20 protein-coding genes are annotated in these 22828 nt (G+C 40.7%); 12 read left to right on the forward strand and 8 right to left on the reverse strand.

Annotation, left to right across the window (positions count from 1 at the left end; translation table 11 throughout):
* The first annotated feature begins 519 nt into the window (after positions 1–519).
* From PING_RS03020 to msrQ, 8 genes are all read left to right on the forward strand, one after another.
* A complete protein-coding gene (locus tag PING_RS03020) occupies positions 520–1536 on the forward strand; it encodes a TRAP transporter substrate-binding protein (protein WP_011768983.1) in 1017 nt (338 codons plus the stop codon).
* A 50-nt stretch (positions 1537–1586) separates the two neighbouring features.
* Positions 1587–2123 carry a TRAP transporter small permease subunit gene (locus tag PING_RS03025; RefSeq protein ID WP_011768984.1) on the forward strand — a complete coding sequence of 179 codons (537 nt, stop codon included), beginning with the start codon at positions 1587–1589 and terminating at the stop codon, positions 2121–2123.
* Between the two features lie 82 nt (positions 2124–2205).
* The gene (locus PING_RS03030; RefSeq protein ID WP_011768985.1) at positions 2206–3525 is read left to right on the forward strand and encodes a TRAP transporter large permease; all 1320 of its coding nucleotides are present in this window, start codon (positions 2206–2208) and stop codon (positions 3523–3525) included.
* A gap of 547 nt (positions 3526–4072) precedes the next feature.
* Positions 4073–4996 carry an ABC transporter ATP-binding protein gene (locus PING_RS03040; RefSeq protein WP_011768986.1) on the forward strand — a complete coding sequence of 308 codons (924 nt, stop codon included), beginning with the start codon at positions 4073–4075 and terminating at the stop codon, positions 4994–4996.
* Entirely contained in the window at positions 4989–5759 is a 771-nt protein-coding gene (locus PING_RS03045; RefSeq protein ID WP_041766847.1) for an ABC transporter permease, read from the forward strand. Before PING_RS03040 ends, PING_RS03045 begins: the two co-directional genes overlap by 8 nt.
* Positions 5756–6418, forward strand: a complete 663-nt coding sequence (gene trmB, locus PING_RS03050) for a tRNA (guanine(46)-N(7))-methyltransferase TrmB (protein ID WP_011768988.1) — start codon at positions 5756–5758, stop codon at positions 6416–6418. The genes PING_RS03045 and trmB overlap by 4 nt, the downstream gene beginning before the upstream one ends.
* A 104-nt stretch (positions 6419–6522) precedes the next feature.
* The gene (msrP, locus tag PING_RS03055) at positions 6523–7548 is read left to right on the forward strand and encodes a protein-methionine-sulfoxide reductase catalytic subunit MsrP (RefSeq protein ID WP_011768989.1); all 1026 of its coding nucleotides are present in this window, start codon (positions 6523–6525) and stop codon (positions 7546–7548) included.
* A 12-nt stretch (positions 7549–7560) separates the two neighbouring features.
* Positions 7561–8181 (forward strand): protein-methionine-sulfoxide reductase heme-binding subunit MsrQ, encoded by a 621-nt coding sequence (gene msrQ, locus PING_RS03060; protein ID WP_011768990.1) that lies wholly within the window; start codon positions 7561–7563, stop codon positions 8179–8181.
* 174 nt (positions 8182–8355) lie between these two features.
* Here msrQ and panD read toward each other — a convergent pair whose 3' ends face one another.
* From panD to dksA, 7 genes are all read right to left on the reverse strand, one after another.
* Positions 8356–8736, reverse strand: a complete 381-nt coding sequence (gene panD, locus PING_RS03065; RefSeq protein ID WP_011768991.1) for an aspartate 1-decarboxylase — start codon at positions 8734–8736, stop codon at positions 8356–8358.
* Between the two features lie 194 nt (positions 8737–8930).
* Complete coding sequence (gene panC / locus PING_RS03070) at positions 8931–9800, reverse strand: pantoate--beta-alanine ligase (protein ID WP_011768992.1); 870 nt, start codon at positions 9798–9800, stop codon at positions 8931–8933.
* Between the two features lie 20 nt (positions 9801–9820).
* Positions 9821–10615: a 3-methyl-2-oxobutanoate hydroxymethyltransferase gene (gene panB, locus PING_RS03075; protein ID WP_011768993.1), complete on the reverse strand. Its 795-nt coding sequence runs from the start codon at positions 10613–10615 to the stop codon at positions 9821–9823.
* Positions 10616–10930: 315 nt separating this feature from the next.
* Complete coding sequence (folK, locus tag PING_RS03080; RefSeq protein WP_011768994.1) at positions 10931–11413, reverse strand: 2-amino-4-hydroxy-6-hydroxymethyldihydropteridine diphosphokinase; 483 nt, start codon at positions 11411–11413, stop codon at positions 10931–10933.
* A complete protein-coding gene (gene pcnB / locus PING_RS03085) occupies positions 11406–12785 on the reverse strand; it encodes a polynucleotide adenylyltransferase PcnB (protein WP_011768995.1) in 1380 nt (459 codons plus the stop codon). Before pcnB ends, folK begins: the two co-directional genes overlap by 8 nt.
* A 111-nt stretch (positions 12786–12896) precedes the next feature.
* Entirely contained in the window at positions 12897–13790 is an 894-nt protein-coding gene (gene gluQRS / locus PING_RS03090) for a tRNA glutamyl-Q(34) synthetase GluQRS (RefSeq protein ID WP_041766849.1), read from the reverse strand.
* 77 nt (positions 13791–13867) lie between these two features.
* Positions 13868–14314, reverse strand: coding sequence for an RNA polymerase-binding protein DksA (dksA, locus tag PING_RS03095; RefSeq protein WP_011768997.1), 447 nt, complete (start codon positions 14312–14314; stop codon positions 13868–13870).
* Positions 14315–14883: 569 nt separating this feature from the next.
* Between dksA and hrpB the strand changes: the two genes are divergently transcribed.
* The 3 genes from hrpB to PING_RS03110 all read left to right on the forward strand — a co-directional run bounded on the left by hrpB (position 14884) and on the right by PING_RS03110 (position 18900).
* Positions 14884–17391, forward strand: a complete 2508-nt coding sequence (gene hrpB / locus PING_RS03100; protein ID WP_011768998.1) for an ATP-dependent helicase HrpB — start codon at positions 14884–14886, stop codon at positions 17389–17391.
* A 154-nt stretch (positions 17392–17545) separates the two neighbouring features.
* Entirely contained in the window at positions 17546–18346 is an 801-nt protein-coding gene (locus tag PING_RS03105) for a DUF4126 family protein (protein WP_011768999.1), read from the forward strand.
* Positions 18347–18567: 221 nt separating this feature from the next.
* Positions 18568–18900 (forward strand): YnfA family protein, encoded by a 333-nt coding sequence (locus PING_RS03110; RefSeq protein ID WP_011769000.1) that lies wholly within the window; start codon positions 18568–18570, stop codon positions 18898–18900.
* Between the two features lie 113 nt (positions 18901–19013).
* On the opposite strand, the gene PING_RS03115 is transcribed toward PING_RS03110, so the two are convergent.
* A complete protein-coding gene (locus PING_RS03115; protein WP_011769001.1) occupies positions 19014–20168 on the reverse strand; it encodes a pilus assembly PilX N-terminal domain-containing protein in 1155 nt (384 codons plus the stop codon).
* Positions 20169–20912: 744 nt separating this feature from the next.
* Between PING_RS03115 and PING_RS03120 the strand changes: the two genes are divergently transcribed.
* Positions 20913–22577: a bifunctional diguanylate cyclase/phosphodiesterase gene (locus PING_RS03120; protein ID WP_011769002.1), complete on the forward strand. Its 1665-nt coding sequence runs from the start codon at positions 20913–20915 to the stop codon at positions 22575–22577.
* Positions 22578–22828 lie beyond the last annotated feature (251 nt).

The following is a 22828-nucleotide window of genomic DNA, read 5'->3' on the forward strand; positions in this document are numbered from 1 at the left end:
AAGTCTCTTTTTTTCCCAAAAACAGCCTCCCTTTAAAGCAAAAAAAGCTCATTAACGCCGCTTGTCTAAAATTAACTTAAATTAAATTTTTTATTTTTATTTTGTTGTAATTTGTTGATTTAATTAATTTTTATTTAATAACTTTTATATTATTTAAAGTTATTTGATTTTTGCACCAATAATGTGCGTAATGCCCCATTTTAATGCAAAAAAGTTTAACATATGGAGGTTTTTATTGATTTTAAAATATTAATAACCTTTTTTATTTTTTTATCTGTTTGATATTGAATGTTATTATTTTTAAAGTATAGCATTGTGTGTTTTTTGTGACATTTGGCATGCTAGTTGCTCTAAACGTGTGGTATTCTTTTCGAAATGAAAACGCTAACACAGCTAATTTATATTAGCGTTTAGGTGATTAAACCGAAGGGTGAAAATGCTTACAAAGTACTTTTTTCTAACGAATGTTTGTACCAAGCAACTTACATTTAGATAACTCAACTAAAAGAGAGAATTTATATGATTAATTTTAAAAAACATAAACTGATTAATGGCTTACTGGCCTTATCACTGGGGTTCGGTTCTTTGGCATCATCGGCAATGGCCAATGCTGCTGAGCATAATTGGCGTTTTGCCAATTTGTATGGACGTGGCACTGCTTATGGCACGCTTTACGAAAACCTGGGAAAAAATATTGAAACTATGTCTAACGGCCGTATTTCTGTGCAGGTTTTATATTCAGGAGAAGGGGTTAACACCACGGGTATCTTGTCGGCCGTTAAAACTGGTTTGATTACTATGGGTGCACCATTTCAATCCATGCATGCGGGAGAATTACCTGCAGGTATTGTAGAAATCGGCTTGCCGGGCGGTACATCTGACGTGGGCGCATTATCAACACTCTTTCATGAAACACAATGGTCGGAAATTTTAGATAAAGCCTATGGTGAACTGGGCATGGTGCGCTTAGAGCCTTATATTCAACCGCCAGTTTATGTGATTACTAAAAAAGAAATTACATCTATTGATGACTTTGAAGGCTTAAAAATCCGTGCGCCGGGTGCCTATGGTAAATTTTTACGTAATCTTGGTGCATCGCCTGTCTCGCTTGCCTGGAGTGAAATTTACACATCAATGGCGACCGGGGTTATTGATGGTTCAATCGGCTCAAATATGATTGATCATCGCGATGGTAATCACGTAGAGGTTGCCAAATATATGTATGCTTTACCGCTTGCGGGTGCACAGGTATTACCTATTGTGGTTAATCAAAAAGCATGGAGTAAACTAACGCCTGATTTACAAGCCATTGTGCGTGGCGCCAGTGCGATACATGCGCAGGAACAGATGACTAAATCTGTGTTATGGGAATCTCAAGCGGTCGCAGAGATGGAAGCCGCTGGACTGAAGTGGAGTCCAGAGCCTTCAGCTGCTGATAAAAAAGCATGGAAAGAAGCAGGTATGTCTTTAGCCAAAGAGTATTCCGAGGAAGATAAATATTCTAAGCAGTTAGTGGATATATTAAACGCACAATAATTTATAGGAGTACGGGTGAGCCATAGGCTCACCTTTTTTAAGGAGCAAAAATGATTGTCCCAGTATTACAAGGTTATTGTCGCTTAGTCCGTTATATCGTAAAAGGTATTGGGCATACTGTGCCGTTTTTACTGCCACTATTGGCGGGTATTGTGGCCTTTGAAGTCTTTTCGCGCTATATCTTAAATTCACCGACCATTTGGGTTTATGATACTTCTTTATTTTTATTTGGTTATATCTCGGCACTCGGCGGCGCTTATGCACAACAGAGAAATGCACATATCAATGTTGATATTATCTATCTAAAAGTACCGTTGTATTTACGCCGGGTGTTTAACGTTATTACCATTATTCTGGCGGTTGGCTTCTTAATACTGTTAGCTAAAATGAGTTTTGAAAAATTTCAGGAAAGTTTAAAATTTACTTACCGTACGCCAAGTGAATGGGCACCTGAGGTGTATCATTTCTGGTTAATGATGACGGTCTCAGCGGTTATTTTTATTGCTGAGTATTCAGCTGAATTGATTGAGAATATTTATTACCTTTTCACTCGCAAAGAGCTTTCTTCAAAAATCAGCAGTCAGTAAGAGTCTGTAACAGAACTATCTGTCTGCAGATTATTTGAATAACGAATATTACGCGATAAAAATAAAGAAGTAGGATACTCAGATGGAAATTGAATTATTAACGGGCATTTTATTGCTCTGTATTTTAGTGGCCTTTGCCTTAGGTGCTCAGGTTGGACTTGCATTGGCGGGGATCGCCATGGGGGTTGGTTATTTAGTATGGGGTGAGGCATTATTTAATGTTATTCCAAGCACGGTTGAAGGTACCTTTTTTAACTTTATTCTGCTTGCCATTCCCCTGTATATTTATATGGGACAGATTCTGACTCGCTCGGGTATTGGTGATGCGATGTTTAATGCCAGTCAATTAGTGATTGGGCGACTGCGCGGATCGCTTGCAATCAGTGTGATTGGGGTTTGTTCTATGATTGGCGCGATGGTGGGTATTATTGGTGCGGGTATTATGACCTCCAGCAGTATTGCACTTCAGCCGATGTTAGATCGTGGTTATGATAAACGACTCGCACTAGGCGTTATTATGGCGGGGGGATCTCTCGGTATTCTCATTCCGCCCAGTATCCCGATGATTATGTTTGCGGCTGCCACCCAAAACTCTGTTGGGAGGATGTTTTTAGCGGCGATGGTGCCGGCATTAATTACGATTGTTTTACTCATTAGTTATGTGCTTATTACCTGTAAGTTAAATCCTGAGAAAGCACCGCTTGATAAAGAGAATGATATTCAAATCCCCAAAGGTTACGAGTTATTTAGAACTATTCGTGATGGTTTCTCTTCACTGCTGCTGATTGTCGCGGTACTCGGCAGTATTATTATCGGCATTGCCACGCCAACAGAATCGGGTGCCATCGGGGTAGTCGGTGCGATTATTCTGGCGATACTCTTTAAACGTTTTAAACCTGCCATTATGATTAAAGCCGGCTTGCAGACTTCAATTTTAGTGAGTGTCGCAATGTGGATTATTTTAGGCGCTTCTGTATTTAGTAATTTCCATCTTCTGATGGGGGTACAAACTATGGTGGCAGGGTTTGCAACCAGCTTAGATTTACCGCCAATCTACATTATTATTATGTTTCAACTCATTATGCTGCTGCTTGGCTTTATTATTGATGAGTTTATTATTGTCTTAATGTGTGCGCCTATCTTTACCCCAATCGCCGTTTCTTTGGGTTATGACCCGATCTGGTTTGGTGTGTTAATGATTTTAAATATAGTGATTGCGGTGCAGACACCACCCTACGGATTTGCACTGTTTTATTTAAAAGGCATTGCACCTAAAGGTATTACTATGATGGATATTTATAAATCGGTAACGCCATTTATTCTGGTACAGTTAGTCGTGCTGATTATCTGCATGGTCTTTCCCGAGTTAGTGCTGTGGTTACCGAACAAGATGATGGACTGACAATAGATAATAGAAAATGTAATAAAGACAAAAAAGGGCTCCACTAAAGCAAGATAATTGCCTTATTGGAGCCCTTGCTGCTCAGATCTTCATCCAGACAATCGTTATCCCTCAAAATATTTCAGATCCGGCCTGCAGGCTATTTTATGCTTGCCGACTATAATCAATCTTCTTTTATTGTTAAAATCCTGGAATAGGATTGCTTCTTCGCAGTAAAAAATCGATCCCTGCATTTCGTTATAACATTTACTGCTGAGCGGTTTTTTGTACGTTTAGATAAATGTATTTAATGTTATAATCGCCCGCGAAATAAATTAAATTGAATACCTTGATAAGCCATACTGTCAAAATTCAGATTTCTAAAGAAGAGATTGATGCTCGAATCAATCTCATTGCTGCAGAAATTAACCAGCACTACAAAGACTGCAAATCAATTCTGCTGCTCGGTTTATTGTGGGGTCTGGAATCTATTTTGATCAGCTTTATCGCAACCTTCCTTATAATATAGCCAGCGTTAATTTTAATCAGTCATTAAGGCCATTATCATATGCATGCAATCGAATTAGAAAATATTAGAAAAGTTTATAAAGGGGGTGTTGAAGCACTAAAAGGCATCTCTTTGCGGGTTGAAGAGGGCGACTTTTATGCTCTGCTCGGACCGAACGGGGCAGGTAAATCAACGACTATTGGTATTATTTCATCACTGGTCAATAAAACTGAGGGAAAGGTAAAGGTCTTTGGTTATGATTTAGATACACAATTAGAATCGGTTAAAGCTCAAATAGGGTTAGTACCGCAAGAATTTAACTTTAATCAATTTGAACCGCCTATTCAGATACTGGTGAATCAAGCGGGTTATTATGGTATCAAGCGCAAAGATGCGTTCATCCGCGCCGAAAAATACCTAAGACAATTAGATCTATGGGGAAAACGTAATGCACCGTCCCGTGAATTATCCGGCGGCATGAAACGCCGTTTAATGATCGCACGCGCATTAATACACGGTCCGAGGTTATTGATTTTAGACGAACCAACAGCCGGCGTGGATATTGAGGTTCGCCGCTCTATGTGGGAGTTTTTAAAAAAAATAAATGCAGAAGGGGTAACCATTGTTTTAACCACGCATTATCTTGAAGAAGCTGAGATGCTATGTCGTCATATTGGTATTATTGACAAGGGTATTCTGGTGGAAAATACCAGCATGAAAGAGTTATTGGCACGCTTAGACAGTGAAATTTTTATTCTTGATGTTGATTCCCTTGAAAAGAGTCCAACGAGTGAGCATTTTATTATTACTAAAATTGATGATATTACATTGGAAATTGAAGTGAAAAAAGGGCAATCATTAAATAATATTTTTGCAGAGTTAACCACTCAGGGCGTGCGAGTTCACAGTTTACGTAATAAATCCAATAGATTAGAAGAGTTGTTTGTAGGACTTGTAGAAAAAGGCAATTTAAATGATGAATAGTAATTACCTCACAGCGTTAAAAAGTCTGTGCATAAAAGAAGTTAACCGTTTTTTACGGATTTGGGTACAAACACTTATCCCTCCCGCCATCACGATGACCCTTTATTTTGTTATTTTTGGCAATTTAATCGGCAAACGTATTGGTGAAATGAGTGGTTTCAGTTATATGTCATTTATTGTCCCCGGTATTATTATGATGGCGGTGATTACCAACTCCTACTCAAACGTGGCATCTTCCTTTTTCAGTGCCAAGTTCCAGCGTAATGTTGAAGAGTTATTGGTCGCGCCTGTTCCTAATTATATTATTATTTGGGGCTACGTCGGGGGGGGAGTGATCCGCGGTTTACTGGTCGGGTTTATAGTGACTTGTGTTTCTCTGTTTTTTGTTGAGTTACAGATTTTTAATATATTCGCCTTATTATTAAGTGTTTTATGTACCTCAATCCTGTTTTCACTGGCGGGTTTGTTAAATGCGATATTTGCCCGTACTTTTGATGATATTAGTATTATTCCTACCTTTGTATTAACGCCGTTAACCTATCTGGGTGGGGTCTTTTATTCAATTGATCTGCTCCCTGATTTTTGGCAAACCGTGTCGCACTTTAACCCCGTATTTTATATGATCAATGCCTTCCGTTATGGTTTTCTGGGTATTGCAGATGTGTCATTGCTTTGGTCCTTTTCAATGATAGGCAGCTTTATTGTTCTGCTTTATGGGTTGATCACTCTGCTACTCCGAAAAGGTGTGGGTATCCGCTCATGAATGAATCAGGTAATTCAAGAGTAATAAGCTCTAACCAATCTGGTTTACATGAACAATTAGATGAGGTGGTCTTAAAACATCTCAGCCATCAGTTTCGTAAACCTTATCAAAAACATACCCTGGACGCTTTTACGGCCTGCGAGAAGTGGGTCGAACAGCAGGGTAAACCCATTATTTTTGATTCCTGCTGCGGTGTTGGCGAAAGTACTTACCATCTTGCCGAAAGACACCCTGAGGCAATTGTGCTGGGCATGGACAAGTCGGCTGACCGCTTGTCTAAACACCCGCAGTCCAGCGCTGATAATTATCGCTTATTACAGGTTAACCTTAATGATTTTTGGCGCTTGGCGGTCGAAGCTAACTGGCAACTAAGTCATCACTACCTGCTTTATCCTAACCCTTGGCCAAAAGCTAAACATCTGCAGCGTCGTTGGCACGGCAGTGCCGTTTTCCCGGCTATCATACAGCTGGGAGGGGAGCTTGAGGTACGCAGTAACTGGTTTACCTATATTCATGAGTTCTCCCGTGCATTGCAACTTGCCGGGCAAACTTGCCAGCTTGAAGAGTTTCAAAATAAAACGCCTATTACCCCTTTTGAACGTAAATACTGGACCAGTGGTCAAAAGTCATTGAGGTTAATAGCAGACCTTAATCGTTAGCTGCAACCCACTCAGTATAAAAGCATAAATTTTTTATACTGAGTGCAATTAATGTCTATGCTGCAGGGTCTTATCTTTACGATTAACTTGATTCGGAGTGGATTATGCTTATAAAAACAAGAAAAAAATCGGATATTAAAGAGTCTCAGTTAACCGATGAAAAGGTTTATAAAAATAGGCGGGTTGTGCTTAAAGCATTAGGTTTATCTGCATTGAGTATTCCCTTGGCAAGCTCTGTGCAGGCAGGGTTGTTTGATATTTTTTCGGATAAAGAAAAAACCGATAATTCAGATCTTATCTTTAAACGCAGTGAGTTAATTCACACAAAAAATAGTCGTTTTCAATCTTTAACTCCGCTTACGCCGGAAGATAAAATATTACAGTACAATAATTTTTATGAATTTGGTACCGGCAAGGGGGATCCCTTCTCCTTTGCGCAACAGTTTAAAGTTGATCCCTGGCAGTTGGTTATTGATGGATTAGTTGATAAACCCATAACGCTTAATTATGAGGAGTTATTAACACGTTTTGCTATTGAAGAGCGTTTATATCGTATGCGCTGTGTCGAAGCCTGGTCAATGAATATCCCCTGGTTAGGTTTCAGCCTGGCAACGCTGCTTAAAATGGCCTCTCCAAAAAGTAATGCTAAATATGTACGTTTTGAAACGCTTGAGGATCCCAAGCAGATGCGCGGACAAAGTTCCCGTTTTATTGGAGGAGGCCTTGATTATCCCTATGTCGAAGGATTGCGTCTTGATGAAGCGATGAATCCTCTGGTGTTATTATCCGTCGGTTTATATGGTAAAACGCTGGCACCTCAAAACGGTGCCCCGATTCGTTTGGTTGTTCCCTGGAAGTATGGTTTTAAAAGTATTAAATCTATTGTCAAAATCACGTTAACGGATAAAGCACCCGTTAATACCTGGCAAAAGATTGCCGCTAACGAGTATGGTTTTTTTGCCAATGTTAACCCGCAAGTTGATCACCCGCGATGGAGCCAGGCAAGTGAACGTTTTATCGGACCGGGTAATCTGTTTGCAGCCTCTCGCAAGCCGACTCTGCCTTTTAATGGTTATCAGGAAGAAGTTGCTTCTCTGTATAAAGGGTTAGATTTAACCCGTTATTATTAAAAAGGAGCACAGGTGAAAATTTCTAAAACGGGTCTATTATCTGCTAAGGCGCTGATTCATTTGGCTTCTCTGTCCACGTTTTTATATTTGTGGCTGTTGGTCGAGCAAAATGCACTAGGTGCTGACCCGGTTAAAGAGATGATTCATTTTTTAGGTAAAACGGCGCTTAATTATCTGTTAATAACCCTTTGTATTTCGCCTTTAGCGCGCCGTTTTAAACAACCCTTATTAATTCAATTACGGCGTGTATTAGGTTTATATTGTTTTTTTTGGGCGTGTTTACATCTTTTGGTTTTTATTTGGTTAGATCTCAATTGGGAGGTGACTTTATTTGCAGAAGAAGTAGTCAAACGTCCTTATATGACCCTGGGTGCATTGACCTGGGTGATTTTATTGGCGTTAAGTATCACCTCTATTAATGTTATCCGCAGGCGGATGAAGCGCGCGTGGTTGACCTTACACCGAACTATTTATTGGGCTGTTCTATTGGCAACTATTCATTATTACTGGTCGGTTAAATCTGGTTTGATTGAGCCTATCATTTATTTTGCGATCTGTTTTACCCTGCTTGCGCAGCGTAAAGATTACTTTAAATCTTTTTTAAAGCATTACGCTAAGAAAAAATCAGTTTAAGGATTTCTCTTAATAGTGATTTTTCAATGAAGATAAAACAGCTCAATGAGTTTTGCTTCTGAGTATCATTTTAACCGGAATATTTGTGCAGGAGATTAATAACTTATTGACTGATAACAAAAAGCCCGAGAATAAGCTGCTTATTCTCGGGCTTTTTGTAGATTATAGAAGCGCTTAAGCAACTTGTACTGGTACGTCTTTACTCGTACGTACAATATTATTTTGCGCATCTAAATACACTAAACTTGGTTTATGATTTACAATTTCCGCTGCATTTAAACTCGCGTAGGTACAGATTATTACGCGATCGCCTACCGCTGCCAGACGCGCTGCGGCACCATTAACAGATATCATTTTTGAACCTCGTTCGCCGGTAATAGCGTAGGTTGAAAAACGCGCACCATTTTCGATATTGTAAATTTCAATCTGCTCGTATTCTAGAATACCAGCTTGCTCAAGGAGGTCTTGATCGATAGCGCATGAACCTTCATAATTTAATTCGGCGTGTGTCACTCTCGCTTGGTGGAGTTTGCCTGTAAGCATTGTTTTTTTCATACGAAAAACCTTTTTCTAGTAATGGACCGCTGTTTTTTTCAACAGGGCGACTATAAAGTAAAATCCTTAATGGTGCAAATTAAACCCTACTCCAATCTGTAGAGTTATAATGCGCTTTGATGAAAGTCAAATTTATAACATCAAGGAAAGATGGCGTATTGATTAAAAGTCGACGCAACACCAAGAAATTACACTTAAATTTTTGTTGCCGAATGATTCAGGATGACTACTTTATTATCAATTAAACGTGTTTCCCCTAAAAAAGCCGCCATTAAAATAACCGCTTCCTTACTATGGCAATTCACCGCCTGTAATGTTTGTGCATCGACAATATGGATAGCATCGGTATTAAAACCGGCGTTATTAAGGATGATTGAGGCATCATCTATTAATATTGAAAGTTCAGTTTTCTGTGCTTGCACATCAACAGCTAATTGATTCATCACTTTTGCTAAAAGAGGCGCTTTTTGTTTTTCTAAGCTGCTCAGTTTACCATTGCGAGAACTCATCGCCAGGCCATTTTTTTCGCGCATAGTCGCAACCGGAATTATCTCAATGGGCATGCCTAAATCGCTTACCATCTGTTTGACAATGGCTAACTGCTGAAAGTCTTTTTCACCAAAACAGGCATAATCAGGTTGAACAAGGTTAAATAATTTATTCACTATGGTGCTCATGCCGCGGAAATGTCCTGGGCGAAGTTCGCCTTCTAAACAATTAGATAAAAGGGGCACCTCAACATAGGTTTGAGCATTCAAACCATTTGGATAAATGCTGCTCGCTGCGGGCGTAAAAATAATATTTACCCCAGCCGCCGCCAGTTTTTCACAATCTTGCGCCATTGTTTTTGGATAATTTAGCAAATCCTGTGCATTATTAAACTGCATCGGGTTAATAAAAATACTCACAATAACCACGGCAGCTTTTTTCTGGCCAGCCTGCACTAGAGTTAAATGCCCCTCATGTAAATTTCCCATGGTAGGCACAAAAGCAATTTCAGACCCTTGCTGTTTGAGTTGTTTTATCTTTTCACGTAGTTGCTGTGGATTATCAATAATAAGCATGTTTTTATCTGCCAATATACTTAATAAAAACTGTGTTCAGCAGACGGGAATTGTCTGCTTTCAACTTGATCTATATAAAGCGTTACCGCCTGGCGAATATCGCCTGTTTCAAGCAGGAAGTTTTTGGAAAATTTTGGACAAAAACCAGCCGAGACACCAAAGGCATCATGCATCACTAAAATTTGTCCGTCGGTTTCACACCCTGCTCCAATCCCAATCACTGGAATTTTTAAGGCTGTCGTAATGCGATCGGCTAAACTGACCGGAACGCATTCTAGAACTAACAGTTGTATCCCTGCTTCCTGGAGCAATAATGCGTCGTTGAGCAGCTCGTCTGCCTGTTCTTCCTCGCGTCCTTGTACTTTGTAACCACCAAAAATATTGACCGATTGTGGTGTTAAACCAAGGTGACCACAGACTGGAATACCACGTTCCACTAATCCTTTTACGGAATCAGTGAGCCATTCGCCGCCCTCCATTTTTACCATATTAGCGCCTGCACGCATTAATATTGCGGCATTTTCATAGCTCATTTCTGGCGTTGAATAACTCATAAAGGGTAAATCAGCGATAATGAATGCACTTTTAGCGGTACTTACAACCGCAGCTGTATGGTATCTGATATCGTCAACTGTCACTGGCAGCGTAGAATCATGTCCCTGTAATACCATGCCGAGTGAGTCACCTACTAATAATACTTGGATACCGGCCTGGTCAAAAATAGCTGCAAAACTCGCATCATATGCGGTCATGCAGGTGATTTTTTGATTGTCTTGTTTCATTTTAGTCAGACGAGAAACGCTGATTTTAGCCATGATTACTCCAAAATTAAAATTACATTTATACCTGTCACATTAATTAATTCAGAGTAGGAAAAATCTGAGATAAAAAATTAATGACGGCAACTTTTTGTATTTATTGCGATAAAGTTTCAGATCGCTTTCGTAAATCGTCAACGACTCAGGCAGTCAATTAATCATTCTAACGCATTTATACCCCTCTAAATGCGTTAGAATGATTAACCTATGCTCCACTCCACCCGAACAGTTAATCGCATTTTTAAGTTGCTGATAAATAATATTTATATTATTTACAATATTTTTATTATTTTACGGGGATGACTTTTTTATTCAACTGCTAATCCGGATCAAGCCGTTTTTATGACAATGCGCGGAGAGTTGTGATAATGCTTTGCCATCGGGCAAACGCAGCTCATTGTCGATTTCTAATAAGGGATATAGCACAAATTCACGCTCTTTCATTCCATAATGTGGAACGGTTAGGCGTGCATTATTGATAACTTCATTACCATATAAAATAATATCAAGATCTAAGGTGCGCGGTCCCCAACGGTTTTCTTTACGGACTCTGCCCTGCGATAGCTCTATTTTTTGCAATTCATCCAACAACTCAATGGCCGTTAGTTTCGTATCAATTTTAACCACGGCATTAATATAGTCAGGTTGGTCCTGTGGCCCCATCGGCGCACTGCGGTACAACGACGAGCAGTCACAAAATAGACTGTCAGGTAAGTGTTGCAGTCTTTCAATGGCTAATTTTGCCTGTTTAACGGGATCCGTTTGATTGCTGCCCACACCGATATAACTAATCAACGCCAGTAGTCTCTGTTTTTTTATGTTTTTTATTGGGGTATCTGCGTTTTTTATAGGGTTTTTTATCCGCAGGTTTAACTTCAGTGGCTTTGCTCGCATTACCAGCGTAACTGTGATCCGGTAATTTATTATGATTTTGATATTCCTGCCACCACGCAGTTAATTCAGCCAGTTCTGAGCTTTGCTCTACTTTTGCACGCAGCGATAAAAAATCAAAAGCAGCCCTGAATTTAATGTGCTGATAAACTCGTTGTGCGCGTTTTCCGCCAAATCGAGGTAAACGTAACTGCAACACCCAAATATCACGAACAGCTGCCGTAAAACGTTTTGGAATAGCAATTGTTTTGACTTGTATGCTAAGGACTTCATTCATTGCTAATAAGAAGGCATCATAATAATCTAACCCCCCTTCAAAAGCCATCTCCTGTGCACGTTGCTCAAGCGGATACCAGAGGATAATTGCGTAAATATAAGCCGGGGTAAGGTGCTTACCTTGCGCAATTCTTCGATCCGTATCGGTCAGTGCCTGTTCAATTAGCTGGGTCGCTTTATCATCTTCACCATCTTTAAAGAGAATGGGAAATAATACCTGTAATAATTTGTATTCTTTTAATAAACGATAAGTGACTAACCCCTGGCCTGAAAGCAGTAATTTAATAACCTCATCAAAATGGCGCGCAGCCGGTATATCTTGTAAGAGGGGGGCTAAACGGCGAATAGGCTCTGCACACTCTTCACTGATGGTAAGATCTAATTTTGCTGAAAAGCGAATAGCCCTTATCATCCGCACCGGATCTTCCCGGTAACGTACCTCCGGATCACCAATCAAGGTTAGCCTGCGCTCTTGTAAATCCTTCATGCCATTACAAAAATCATAAATGGCAAAATCAGCAATATCGTAATAAAGGGCATTAACGGTAAAATCACGACGCTCAGCATCTTCTTCTAACGAGCCGTAAACATTATCGCGCAGTAACATGCCCGCTTTTGATTGTTTTACTTTTTGTGCATCCTGACCATTATCATCATCGTGATGACCACGAAAAGTAGCCACTTCAATCACTTCACGGCCAAATAAAATATGCGCGAGACGAAAGCGACGGCCAATTAAACGGCAGTTACGGAATAAAGCTTTAACCTCTTCGGGTGTTGCATTGGTCGTAATGTCAAAATCTTTAGGTTTTAGGCCAAGTAATAAATCACGCACACCACCGCCCACCAATAGTGCCCTGAATCCCGCGTTATGAAGGCGATAAAGTACCTTTAAGGCGTTTTCATCTATGTCCTTACGGGAGAGATTGTGTGACTCTCGCGGGATTTTAAAGGGATCCGCTGCTGGGATTTGTTTTTGTTCACTTTTTTTTGTAAACATTTTTTTAACGAATTTACTGAATCGTTTAATAACGCTATCCTCAATGATTGATTTTTACAATATGTGTCAAAATATGCACCCATTTTATGTGCGCGGGCGGTGAAAGACAAATTAATTTTTTATTTGAATTTCAGCAAGCTGGGGGAGCTTGTCCAGCGACCAGTTTTGTATTGCCCATTTCAGTATTTCGAAGCAACTATTTAGCGCCATTTCCTGGGGCACAGTGTGCCCTAGAAAGCGGAGTGCTGCTAATAATGTTGGTCTTGGATTGTCTTTACTGATTGCTAACGCATGGTTTTGTTTGGAAAGTTTGTTGCCGGGTGCTGTCACCGCGACGGGCAAGTGTAAATAACCGGGTGGTTTCTTATTTAGCAGCTGATATAAGGTAAGTTGTTTACCCGTGGTGTTGAGCAGATCAGCACCGCGTACTATCTCTGTAATACCTTGATTGATATCATCTATGACGGTGGCCAGATTATAAGCATATAAGCCCTCTTTACGCCTGATAATAAAATCTTCAGTCGCTTGTTTTTTATCTAATACCACACTTCCCTGCAATTGATCATCAAAATACGTCACAGGATGGGTCATATTGTATAAATTAATGCGCAGTGCATGGTTTATTTCCGGGAGCTGTTTATTCCGGCAGGTGCCCTGATAAAGTCCCCCACTTTGGCGAATTATCTTACGGCTGCAGGCGCATGCATAACAGAGTTGTCGCTCTGTCAGTTGGCTTAGGACATTTTCATAGGATTGGCTGTTATGACTTTGGTAAATGACTTCGCCATCCCAGTTTAGTCCGTAAGCCTGCAGGGTCAGGAGAATATCCTGTGCGGCACCTTTTACTTCACGGGGAGGATCAATATCATCAATACGAACTTGCCATGATCCGTGCTGAGATCTTGCCTGCAGATAACTGCCTAATGCTGCGACCAAAGAGCCAAAGTGCATTGGACCTGAAGGCGAGGGAGCAAAGCGTCCACGATATATGACGGGCTTAGGCAAAAAATAACTTATAAACAGATAGCTTATAAACAAAAACGGCTAGCCAATGGCTAACCGTTTTTTTAACAAAAAGAGGGTTAACCAACTATTTGTCTCTCTTTGATTTCAGCTAATGTTTTACAGTCAATGCATAATTCTGCTGTTGGACGGGCTTCTAAACGGCGGATGCCGATTTCTACGCCACAAGAATCACAAAAACCAAAATCATCTTCATCTATTTTCTTTAAGGTTTTTTCAATCTTTTTAATTAATTTACGTTCACGGTCCCGAGCGCGAAGTTCTAAACTGAACTCCTCTTCCTGCGTAGCACGGTCAATGGGATCGGGAAAGTTTGACGCTTCATCTTTCATATGATCAACGGTACGGTCAACTTCTTGACGTAATTGAATGCGCCATGCATTAAGGATTTTGGTAAAGTGATCACGTTGAGCTTTACCCATATATTCTTCATCACGCTTGACTTTATAGGGTTCCACTCCGGCAATGGCTAAAATGCCCAATGTTTTTTTTATTTGAGTTGGCATAGAAATTTCCTTAATTGATGCATGATTGATTGTGCTAATTGCTGGCATCAATACAGTGGCAAAATGAGAATAAAGTAAGAGAGAAAATCACGTTAAAATGCTTCCGTATATTTTCGGCGGCTATCTATAGCAAGTAAATTATAATCAGTCAATTAACCTTTGTCGATTTAAGCTGATTTTATTTTAATTATTTCTTAATTGTATTACAGCTCTCACAACTTTTGATTTTTTGTTCATGTTTTCAGGTGCGCTATTTGTCTTCACTGTTTGCCGAATCACCCACTCAAAAAGTGTAGCTCAAGTTTGTTAACTTTCCCTTAGGCGTGTTGCGAACACCTCCCGGGGCTGAAAATACTTGATCATGGACAAAGAAAAATGCCTTTAAGCACAGATTATTCCAACTGGGTAATCTGTACGGGTGAAAAACTTACCGGTCATTTTAGTTGTAACGTTGTGCAGGCAAGTTTTGAGCGGTCAATAACATCCAGCCCAATTTTCAGTTATATCAGGTTTTCAGTTATAATGCCCAGCATAAACAACATTCAACTTATATTCAGGTTATTTTACACGTGCTTCCAATTGATGATTTTATTCCACAAATACAAGAAACCCTCAGCCAACACCCGGCACTCGTGCTGCAGGCCGAACCAGGAGCGGGTAAATCAACCGCTGTTCCGTTAAGCTTGCTTGGATCGCCTTTTTTAAAGGGTAAAAAAATTATTTTACTGGAGCCACGAAGAGTTGCCGTTAAATCGCTCGCTTTTTATCTGGCAAAACAGTTAGGTGAAAAAGTAGGGCAACGGGTAGGTTACCAGGTTCGTAATGAACGGAAAATATCAGCTGATACCGTGCTGGAAATTGTTACTGAAGGGGTCTTAACCCGCCGTTTGCAAAATGATCCAGAATTGAGTGATGTTGGGCTGATTATTTTCGATGAATTTCATGAGCGCTCGATCCATGCTGATTTAGCCTTAATGCTGGCCTTGGAAGTTCAACAAGCCTATCGGGATGATTTAACATTATTGGTGATGTCAGCGACAATCGACACTGATCTGCTCGCTAATTATCTTAACCATGCCCCGGTCATTAAATGCCCGGGACGTACTTATCCCGTTGAGATTGAATATATCAGTAACACTCAGGGATATCTTGATCAGCAGGTGATGAAGGCCCTGAATACAGTATTAAATGAGACAAGTGCGGGTGATATTCTAATATTTTTACCCGGGCAAGGTGAGATAAAAAGAGCTATCCAGTTAGCCAAGCAGCAACTTGGCTCAAACTTCGATTTATTACCCTTATATGGCGGCCTGTCACTGTCACAACAGGAATTAGTACTGAGCAAAAAGTCAGGCAGTCAACAAAGAGTTATTTTTTCCACCAACATCGCTGAAACCAGTTTAACCATTGAAGGTATTAGCACAGTTATCGACTCTGGTTTAGAAAAAGTGTTAAGTTTTGATGTCAAAAGCGGTTTATCCCGATTAGAAACAACTTCTATATCCAAAGCCTCAGCCACGCAAAGAGCCGGAAGGGCGGGTCGTTTGCAGCGCGGGCGGGCGATTCGTCTGTACAGCGAAGCAAAACATCAGGGGCTCAAGGATTTTCAGGCAGAGGAGATAACCAACACCGATTTGAGCAGTTTAGTCTTGGATTTGGCTGCCTGGGGAATTACAAGCTTTGCCAAGGTTAACTGGTTAACGCCACCACCTGAGCATCACTTTAATGTCGCCTGCTCCCTTAACTGCGTTTTAGGCTTACTGGATGCACAGAATAAAATAACCAAACAGGGAACCCGTGCATTAAAAATGGGCCTGGACCCAAGGCTTGCGAGTATGTTGCTTTCCTGTCAATCGACTCTGGAAAAAAGAATCGCCTGTGTGCTGGGGGCACTGCTTTCTGAGCGCGATATTTTATTCAATGCAGGGAGCTCGGATATTATTGAACGCGCTATGCTGTTTAATGATTATCTGGCGGATAGAAAAGCATTAAAAGCCAACCGCAATATTAATATCGGTGTTGTCGAGCAGGTAGTCACTCTGGCTAAATCTTTTGCAAAATCGCTGGGTTTGTCAAGCTTGGGTGAGCCGGTCAGTTTAACTGAGTTAAACCATTATGCGGGCGCTTTATTACTGACGGCCTACCCGGATCGTTTAGCCAAAATTCGCAGCGCAAAAAGCAATCGCTATTTACTTGCCAACGGGCGGGGCGTCACTCTTAGAGAGATGGACTCTGTTCAAGGTGAGCTCTGGCTTGTGGTCTGTGATTGTGACGGCAAAAACAAAGACGGAAATATCTACAGCTGCGCGGCTGTTTCCATCCCACAAATTAAAACTGTACTGGCTGACCAGTTGACCGAGAATAGCCATTACGCATTAGATACTAAAAAAGAGAAAGTAATTGGCCGGCAGAAACTCACTTACCGCGCTTTGGTACTTGAAGAGCAGCTTTTAAGCGAAATTCCTGACAATGAATTTGCTCAGTGTGTTGCCGATCTTCTTAAGCAGGAGGGTCTGGCATTTCTCAACTGGACGAGCCGCTGTGCATCATGGCTTGCGAGAGTCAAATGGTTGAGCTCTGTGATGACGGATTTCCCGCAAATAAGCGAAACCACTTTAATTGAGCAGTTAGATAACTGGTTACTGCCCTATATCGGCAGAATAAAAACCATTAAGCAGCTCAGACAATTTCAAATAGTTGATTTACTGATGGCGACCTTAACCTTTCAGGAAAGCCAGACGTTAGCCGCTCAGGCTGCCGAGTTTTATGAAGCACCAAGCGGCAAATCAATACCGATTCGTTATGATCAGCAGCAGGGGCCTACTGTGTCGATTATTCTGCAGGAGATGTTTGGCCAGTTAGACTCTCCTATGCTGGCGAACAACACTATTCCGATCCGTTTTGAACTGCTTTCACCGGCCCGAAAACCCATTCAAACGACCAGCGATTTAGCTAATTTCTGGTGCACTTCCTATTTTGATGTCGCCAAAGATATGCGCGGCAGATACCCTAAACATCGCTGGCCGGAAGCGCCACTGCTGGAGTTGCCCGGACGTTCGATTAAAAAAAGAAAATAGTTTGTAAAGCATCTGCTGAATAAGCGCTTTTACGCTCCTATACTCTAAAATAATGCACGGTGACAGTGGACTCGGGATACTGTTCAGCAATAAAACAGAGTAATTATTGTCAACATTAAATTTTTCTCTCTAACCGTATAAAAGGATGTCTTAAATGGAAAGCTACCAAGCATTACTGGCCACTTTAGCCCTGACTATGGGCGCATCATGGGCCAGTGGAGTTAATTTATATGCGGCCCTGTTAGTGCTGGGTTTAGGCGGAATCAGTGGCAATATTGATTTACCTGTTGGACTTGAGGTGCTTGAAAACCCACTGGTGATAGGTGCAGCAGGCCTAATGTATGTTGTCGAATTTTTTATCGATAAAACGCCGGGGCTCGACAGCAGTTGGGATGCTATTTCTACTTTTATTCGTTTACCCGCCGGTGCCATGCTTGCCGCCGGCGCCGTGGGAGATGTTACGCCAGCACTGGAAATTGCCGCCGGTATTATGGGCGGGGGATTGGCGGCCACCAGTCATGCCACCAAGGCAGGAACAAGGCTGCTGATTAATACCTCACCTGAGCCCGTGACTAACTGGACGGCATCAATTACTGAGGACTTGTTGGTTCTCGGTGGGCTTTGGACAGCGCTTAATCATCCGCTTATTTTTATTATTTTGATGGTGATCTTTCTCATTCTGGCTATTTTTATTTTGCCCAAATTATGGCGTTTGATTAAACGGCTGTTTCGAAAAATGGGTCAATTCCTTGGCTTAGTTGATCGGGGCTTAGTTGATCGAGGTTTAGTTGATAGCGATTTAGTTGAGAGAGGTGAGGGCCGTGAAGCAGAAGCTGCTTTAAGTTCAAATCCGCAGTATCAACGCCTGCAGGCGTTATATGATGAGGGGGTCTTAAGTGAAGATGAGTTTAATACCGCAAGACAGAGGTTGAATCGCAATAGTGAGTCGCAATAAGACCAGCCTGCGCACCAGTTAGCAAAGCCTCATATGATCTGAAAAAACAGTTAGAGCCTTATAAAATTTTTCTGGGCTCAATATTGATCGTGACTATTAATGATGGCCATTATATTTTTAAAATAAAAAGTCAATAAACGTCAGGTAGTGGGTATCATTACAGTTATTTCTGGCATGATTGCAACTGGCTTTTAAAAGCACTTAAGCACACAAGGAAAGTTATGGAAGCGCTTAAAATTTTTGGTATTTTCACTGTTACTGCTGTCGCAGAAATTGTCGGCTGCTACCTCCCCTATCTTTGGTTGCGGCAAGGCCATTCAATTTGGTTACTGGTACCTGCTGCATTTAGCCTTGCAGCCTTTGTCTGGTTGCTTACATTACATCCTGAAGCCGCGGGCCGTACTTACGCTGCATACGGCGGTATTTATGTTTCTGTCGCTTTAATGTGGTTGTGGCTGGTCGAATCAACACGTCCAACCATGACAGATCTGCTGGGTGTATTAATTTGTATTATTGGTATGGCTGTCATTATGTTTGGTCCAAGGAATGTTTAACAAATAAGTTACTTAACGGCTTGGGTGTTTTTTGACGGGGTTTAAAATAAATCGCTTATATTTGTCAACCTTTGAGCGTCGAGCCTTTTTTATGCGCATTTATTATTAAAGCGTTAATCAGGGTAATAATAATAAACGGCGGAATATGAAACTAAGGGCGGTGCGCCTGCATCACCAATACCTGCAAGACCTTCATCATAATGTAGCCCTCCCGTGCCGGAAATCTCAACATTTTTACCGCGTATTGCGCCCATAATACCTGCATTGCCGTTATAAGCAACGTCCCCAAAAGGGGCATAAAGATTTATATAAATTTCGCCATTACCGGCAAGTGTTACCGCGTCAACAGTGTTGTTGGAGGAATATACCGTTAACGGAATAGCATCAGAATCGGTGTATCCGCCTGCAAAAATATTACTGCCGGTATCAATACTCATTGTACCCTCAATATATATCTTTAATGAGCTGGTATCAGTCGCCAGAGTAAATGTTGTATTTTTAGCGGTCATATCACCTGTGATATAAAGAATTACATCACCCGTTATTAATACATCATCATTTTGTATGTTGAAATCGTCATAAAAATAAATATTCCCGTCGGTAAAATCATCACTAACAGCAAAGTTTGTGCGTGCAGTTCCACCTGCCGTTGCAATGCCCGTGATCACTGCCGCAATACCAAGCGGATCACATTCACCAAGATATTCAGAGATACTGCCCTGAATAGAATCACGGTCGGAATAGATCACATTGTCAATGCTTCCTATCGCACTAACATTGCCATTCGCTGCCACTGTCGTTGCAGAATAAGGGCCGCCCGAATAACTATCAATAATTGCAGCGCCTCCCACACTAACAGTCTGACAAGCAACAATCGCATCATCAAAAATACCAATCAATTTACTGTTTATTGCTGTTTGTAAATAAGCCACCGCATCAGAGAAGATACCTTTACTTACAAAAGAAAAGGTACTGTCGGTTTCACTCCCGCTCCATAGTATATTTTGCAGGGTATACCCGCTTTCATTGGTCGCAGAAAGAAGGTTAAGTTCTGTCGCTATCGCCGAACTTGAAGTACTCATTTTAATCACTTCAAAGGCATCAAAAATACCTTTTTCCGCGGAGAGTCGCGCATTGAGCTCTTTCTGTTGGTTACCGGCGATCCGCTCCTGAAGACGATTCTCACCAAGTTGAGAAAATGCCAGAATAGTCGCAATAGTAGTGATTACAAGCACGGACAGCAGTACAAAACCTTTTTTCTGTAGCATTTTTTTTCCCGTTAATTTTGAACTTTTTATTCTTATCCTGCCCTCGATGGCGGGTCGATAATAAGAAACCGAAACGTAGTTTCGCATCTCGAGGCAATCATGCTTCGCAACAGTAATAAAAGAGTTTTTTTTTGACGCATAACTTACTGTGCTGTCAGCGCTTATTCGAGCGAACTGCCTAAATATTTTGTATCTTGCCTGTTCAATCATTTTTTACCACATATCCCCGTGTTGAGCGAAGCAAATCTAATGAAATTAAAGGGCAATCAAAGCTTAGCCCTTTGAAAAAAAAGTGCAAACAGAGCTCAGCTTGTAAGACTGTACGGAAGTTTAATTTGGTCCCGGTTTTCACTTGTTAAAGGAATTCACTGATCAAAAAAACGGTCACTAAGGCACCAGCCGAATTAGTTTATTTATAAAAACTTTGTCTACTAATTCGGCCGTTTCACTTCAAAGCACATTCCTGCTGTAAGGACGGAATCAACTTACTTTTTCACGGTTATTAATTTATATTTTTCAATATAAGTAATTGATTAATAAAAGCTCAAAGTGTAGTGTTGATATTTATTGTTAATTTTTGATGGGAAGTGTCTCTTGTGGTTATCAACATAAACTCATTCAATAATCACCTAAATGTAGCTTGACGCAGTGCCATTCAGATCCTTACTACTCTTACTCAAAAAAAAAGCTAATGCCGCAACCTAGGCAGTGTTTGCGGCGTTAGCTTTTTCAAGGAGGCCAAAGATGAATATGACACGATTTTTTGAATGGATTGAACAGTACCAACTTAAGATCAAAATATTGATGATTCCGCTGCTGGCCATTCTTATTGTTTCTGTCTACATACTTGTTTATATGACCGGCGGTATTAAATTCGTTTATTCACATTCGATGTATGTTCCTATCGTATTGTCAGGTTTGGTCTTTGGTGCCAGAGGCGGTATTTTAGTCGGTTTAATTAGCGGTTTGGTATTAGGACCCTTTATGCCAATCGATGTCGTCACCGGTGAACAGCAGAAGATGATTAACTGGCTCTATCGTACTGGATTCTTTACCTTGATAGCATTTATCAGTGGTATCGCATGGGATGGTGTAAAAACCCATATTATACAACTTAACTGGATTTTACAGCATAATGCATCTACCCGTCTGCCAAACCAATTGGCGTTGCTCAAGAAAATTCCCCTGATTGTCAAAGAAAAATCCTCACACTGTACTTTAATACTGGCTGTTATTTCCTTGGAAAATTCAATGGAGTTGAAAAATGCTTTTGGTTTAGGTGTTATTCAAGAAATTATCCAACAATTGGCCAAGCGTTTGAAAGATATTGAAATTAAAAATTATACATATCAAATAGAGACATCACAGTTAGTGATATTGGCAGTCGATAGCGCTCAAAAAAATGAGGCCATTTATCACGAAATAGCAGGAATAAGCCGTGAGCCGTTTACTTTCAATGAAATTTTTATTCATGTTGATATACGAATGGGCATTAGCGAATTCAGCCAACTTGTGCAAGCGCCCATCATCTATCTGCAAGAGGCGGTACGAGCCTTGGCCGTGGCGCAAGAAAGAAAAATAGACAGAGTAACCTACAGTGCTGAAATCAAGCTTCATGATACTGGCAATGTTGCTTTTTTAGGTGAGTTGAAAAAAGCGATAGCAGAAGGAGAGCTGTCGATGCATTATCAGCCGAAAATCGATATTCCAACAGGGAATATCCATAGCGTAGAAGCGCTGATGAGATGGAATCATCCAGAAAAGGGGAATATACCTCCCTGTTTATTTATTCCACGCGCAGAGCAAAGTACATTGATTAATTTATTGACAGAGTTTGCTTTGGATGAGGCGATTAAGCAAATCGTGCAGTGGAGGCAATACGATATAAATATACCCGTAGCCGTCAATATTTCGATCAACGATCTGTTACACCCGGGATTTTATAATCTTATCGCAAATCTTCTCGATAAGTACGGCGTAAGTGGAGAGTTTCTGGAATTGGAATTGACAGAAGGGGTAATGATAATTGATATGGAGAAGTCGAATGCTGAGTTGATGAAATTAAAAAAACTGAATATAAGTTTTTCTATCGATGATTTCGGCACAGGGTATTCATCATTACAATATTTGCATCTGCTTCCCATCTCTTTTATTAAAATAGATCAATCGTTTGTCCGCAGGTTACCGTCTGAAAGGCATGGTGTTTCCATTGTGGAAGCCACGGTGATGTTGGCCAATAAGATGGGAATAAAAGCCATCGCTGAAGGCGTAGAAAACAAAGAAAGTTACGATTTTCTTGAAAATATCGGCTGTGATATAGCTCAGGGATATTTGATCTCCCGTCCCTTGCCAGCAGATGATTTTACAAAATTCTACCTGCAATGCGGTGGTAGATATTTACCTGCGTGAATTATAAAAAAGAATGGGCTAAAGTGGCAATAAAGCCAAATTATTAAAAGGCCCTGGGTGATCTTTTTTCTTTAGCAGTTCAAATCGAATGACTCTTTTGATCTGCGAAACTGTATTTAAGTTTCTGATCATCGACTCGCCAACAAGGCGAAATAGCCACAAAGAAGGTGTCCTGAAGCGTAAATCTGCTAATCAATAGCGAATTGCTTAGCGCAAGAAGTTAAGAAAGAGCCTGTATTAGGTTAAGTGTG

Source organism: Psychromonas ingrahamii 37 (assembly GCF_000015285.1).
Taxonomy (GTDB): domain Bacteria; phylum Pseudomonadota; class Gammaproteobacteria; order Enterobacterales; family Psychromonadaceae; genus Psychromonas; species Psychromonas ingrahamii.

Coding starts and splice junctions, on each gene's coding strand:
- PING_RS03025 (WP_011768984.1), top strand. CDS start 1,587: ATGATTGTCCCAGTATTACAAGGTTATTGTCGCTTAGTCCGTTATATC.
- panB (WP_011768993.1), bottom strand. CDS start 10,615: ATGGCTAAAATCAGCGTTTCTCGTCTGACTAAAATGAAACAAGACAAT.
- PING_RS03120 (WP_011769002.1), top strand. CDS start 20,913: ATGAATATGACACGATTTTTTGAATGGATTGAACAGTACCAACTTAAG.
- PING_RS03020 (WP_011768983.1), top strand. CDS start 520: ATGATTAATTTTAAAAAACATAAACTGATTAATGGCTTACTGGCCTTA.
- pcnB (WP_011768995.1), bottom strand. CDS start 12,785: ATGTTTACAAAAAAAAGTGAACAAAAACAAATCCCAGCAGCGGATCCC.
- PING_RS03110 (WP_011769000.1), top strand. CDS start 18,568: ATGGAAGCGCTTAAAATTTTTGGTATTTTCACTGTTACTGCTGTCGCA.
- panD (WP_011768991.1), bottom strand. CDS start 8,736: ATGAAAAAAACAATGCTTACAGGCAAACTCCACCAAGCGAGAGTGACA.
- trmB (WP_011768988.1), top strand. CDS start 5,756: ATGAATGAATCAGGTAATTCAAGAGTAATAAGCTCTAACCAATCTGGT.
- PING_RS03045 (WP_041766847.1), top strand. CDS start 4,989: ATGAATAGTAATTACCTCACAGCGTTAAAAAGTCTGTGCATAAAAGAA.
- msrP (WP_011768989.1), top strand. CDS start 6,523: ATGCTTATAAAAACAAGAAAAAAATCGGATATTAAAGAGTCTCAGTTA.
- PING_RS03115 (WP_011769001.1), bottom strand. CDS start 20,168: ATGCTACAGAAAAAAGGTTTTGTACTGCTGTCCGTGCTTGTAATCACT.
- PING_RS03040 (WP_011768986.1), top strand. CDS start 4,073: ATGCATGCAATCGAATTAGAAAATATTAGAAAAGTTTATAAAGGGGGT.
- PING_RS03030 (WP_011768985.1), top strand. CDS start 2,206: ATGGAAATTGAATTATTAACGGGCATTTTATTGCTCTGTATTTTAGTG.
- dksA (WP_011768997.1), bottom strand. CDS start 14,314: ATGCCAACTCAAATAAAAAAAACATTGGGCATTTTAGCCATTGCCGGA.
- panC (WP_011768992.1), bottom strand. CDS start 9,800: ATGCTTATTATTGATAATCCACAGCAACTACGTGAAAAGATAAAACAA.
- PING_RS03105 (WP_011768999.1), top strand. CDS start 17,546: ATGGAAAGCTACCAAGCATTACTGGCCACTTTAGCCCTGACTATGGGC.